Source organism: Bartonella sp. CL71SXKL (genome assembly GCF_042194935.1).
Classification (GTDB): Bacteria; Pseudomonadota; Alphaproteobacteria; order Rhizobiales; family Rhizobiaceae; genus Bartonella.
This window is the reverse complement of record NZ_JBHINI010000048.1, coordinates 1-2,902: the sequence shown is the minus strand read 5'-3', so window position 1 is coordinate 2,902 and position 2,902 is coordinate 1. Positions and strand designations below refer to the sequence as shown.

The window sequence follows — 2,902 nt, the reverse complement described above, 5'->3', positions numbered from 1 at the left end:
AAAAGACCTTGATCAATTGCCCAATTAAAAAGTCCATTAAGGGCTTTCAGAAAGTTTCTAGCCATTGCTGGTGTTTCTTTACGCCGTTCAACACCGGCTATAATATGCTTCTTTTCAATTGCTTGGTATGGAATGTTTCCTATAGTATTACATACCTTCATAAGGATGAGTTCTTTTTGTTTTTTTGTAGCTTTAGTGTAACTATGCCAATTAGAGCTGTTAAAGTATTGTTTAAGCAGCCATGCAAATGAACCTTCAACAAGTTTACCGGTTTTGGATTTAGGAAGTATAAGCCCTTGTAACTCGGCAAGTGCGCTTTTGTAGTTATCAACAAACTCTTGCGTTCCATAGGTACCGCGTATTCTAATGCGTTTGCCATGACCAATACGTACATACCATACAATTTTGCCATGTTGAGTAATTTGTTTAACGAGATGAGGAGGACGTGGTTTTGGCATGGTATTTTACATCTTAGAGAGTGCGGTTTCGTAATATTCATTCTTTGACAAATCTAAAAGTTTGTCTGGGTGGTTAACTGAATTTGGTAGTGGAATATCGGATTTAAGATAGATAAGCAGTTCACCAGTAGGTTTGATTTCTACGAGTTCACAACCTTGTTTTTTAGCTTCTCTTAAAGCGCGTGCAATGGCTGGTTGCGTTATAGCAGCTGGACGAGGCGCCATATCTTTTCTCCTTACATTGAGATGCAATTCACGTGTGGCGTGAATCACGCATTACTTGAAAGTGTTAAGAAGGGTGGGGGTGCTAGGAGGCATTTGTGAAGAGAAACACCTCCATATGTAAAAAATCTGTAAGTTTATTTTTTAGATGTGCTTAATTTCATATTTCCAATCAGGCAATTGAGTAAGAGCTAATGCGAGTTGTCCTCTATGACACATGCATACATTGGCTTCAAAACAGGTGATTGCAACGCGCTTTTTGTTTAAAAACATTTGATATAATTTGTTTATTGCACAAGAATTATTCTTGAGAGTTGTATTTCGATAATTTTTAAAAAGGCGGTCATAATCTTTTTGTGTTTTCAAATTTCTTCGTTTTTCAGAGGCAATTCCAAGTTCAGGCATATGCATATATTCAATATCAATGTTGCTTACAGCTTGCTCTAATTGTCTTTTTGAAAATCCGTGTTTTCTACTTATTGGATTTTTACGAACATCACATAAAGTTTTGATATTGTTTTCTATGAGACAACTAAGATAATTCTCAAGGGACCTACCTTCATAGCCAATGGTAAAAAAACAAAATTCCTCATCTTTAGCAGGCTGTATGATAATATGTTCGATGTTACACACGTTTAATTTCCTTATGTGAAAGGGTGGGGGTGCTCGTAGATATGCGGGGAACAAAACACCCCCATAAGGTTAAGCAGCTTTTGTTGAGAGTTGTTGTATCTCTCGTTCTATCTCTGCTAAAAAGGTTTCAACAGCTTGATTGATCTGTTCAATTTGTTGATCATCACGGAGAATACGCTTGACTTTCATGCGTAAGTGAAAGAATTCCCCCGTAAAACGTGGGTCATAGCTTACGAAATCACACCATTTTCGTTCTGTACAAGCCATTTGGAATTGCATTTGTGCGTGATATTCTGGTTTGATTTCGTCACCTATACAAAAGCGCATATGTGTTACTGATCTCGGGCATTTGACTTCGATTAAACCGTCTTCTCCAATGAGACCATCGGGGCTAGCCCCCGCCATTTCTATTGTGGGGTGTTGGATAAAGCCGCATTTTGTTATATCGGCATCATAAATGAAGCCATATTCTCTCAAGGCATCATCTTCATGCTCAATACCCCATCTCATATCTTCAGTTTCATAATAGGGGCTTGTTTCTCTTGTTAAACGTTCTGTTATGAGTTTGATTTTGTAGTCTTCATATTTGCTCGTAGGCAATCCTTTTGTAGTTTTACTGAGTACGCTGTAAATGTTTGATGCGGTGACTTTACCCAAGCGCGCTTGAAACCATTCTGCTGTTCTTTGTTCCATATCACACCGCCATTCTTTGTTCTTGTGGTACATATTCTATATCTTGGACGTGAATATATTCGGCATCTTGTATAGGCGCTTCTATTTGCTTTTGTTGTAGGAAAGATTGTTCTTTTTCATGCTGTCTCTTTTGCAAAATATCCAAAATCCTTTGTGCTACTTCATCAGGAAGATCTTCAAGCCTATCGACTTGTGCATAATCAAGCACTTTTTCTTCTTCTGTTTGAGTGATGTTTATTAATTGTTTGATTTGCGTAAGCACATCATAAGAAACTAACTTCGTTTGTACGTTATGGTTTGTTTCATTGATACGTTTTGCTTCATCTTCTTCATAAATACCGGAAAGCCCGAAAGCATAGCGAGCACACTGTATAGTAGCTTTATGGCGCAACATACGTGCGGGGTATTTTTTCCAAGGTTCACTTTTGTCTTGTTCGCATTCTTTGAGATATTCGGTGACTTCGATAGGGTCTTTAATTCCTTTGAGACGAATAGCACATTTGATAGCAATGATATTCCCATCTTCATTGAGTTGATCTTGAAAGGTCATGCCATCAAAGTCAGGATTTGATTTGATGATCTTTATCCAACCGTCGATAGAAACAACGGGTATGATGCCGCCGCCTTTTTTAGGGAATGCATAGATTTCTTTTGTTAAAGGGTTAAGTCCATAAGTATTGGCAACAAAAAGAAAAACGGCAAATTCTGCATCAGTGATGACATTAGCATTTTTATCTCCAATACAAGTTTTTATGATTGTGGTTCGAAATTCTTCAGCAGAAAATCCATATTTTTCTGCCATTTCTTTTAAAAAAGTAGAATTTGTCATGTTGGTTTCCTTGATTTGCGCGCAATTCCCCCGTGGCGTGAATCACGCTTGTGTTAAAAGGCTGGTT

Annotated in this window: 4 protein-coding genes and 1 pseudogene; all 5 read right to left on the bottom strand. The window is 37.7% G+C overall.

Features of this window, described 5'->3' with window-relative positions; genetic code table 11:
- A pseudogene (locus tag ACFILA_RS09220) lies at window positions 1–458 on the bottom strand (integrase); the annotation flags it as partial.
- A gap of 6 nt (window positions 459–464) precedes the next feature.
- Window positions 465–683, bottom strand: coding sequence for a hypothetical protein (locus ACFILA_RS09215; RefSeq protein WP_273791657.1), 219 nt, complete (start codon window positions 681–683; stop codon window positions 465–467).
- A 141-nt stretch (window positions 684–824) separates the two neighbouring features.
- Window positions 825–1,313: a DUF488 family protein gene (locus ACFILA_RS09210; RefSeq protein ID WP_375627091.1), complete on the bottom strand. Its 489-nt coding sequence runs from the start codon at window positions 1,311–1,313 to the stop codon at window positions 825–827.
- Between the two features lie 69 nt (window positions 1,314–1,382).
- Window positions 1,383–2,006 (bottom strand): lambda exonuclease family protein, encoded by a 624-nt coding sequence (locus ACFILA_RS09205; RefSeq protein WP_375661086.1) that lies wholly within the window; start codon window positions 2,004–2,006, stop codon window positions 1,383–1,385.
- Between the two features lies 1 nt (window position 2,007).
- A complete protein-coding gene (gene bet, locus ACFILA_RS09200; RefSeq protein WP_375661085.1) occupies window positions 2,008–2,835 on the bottom strand; it encodes a phage recombination protein Bet in 828 nt (275 codons plus the stop codon).
- Window positions 2,836–2,902 lie beyond the last annotated feature (67 nt).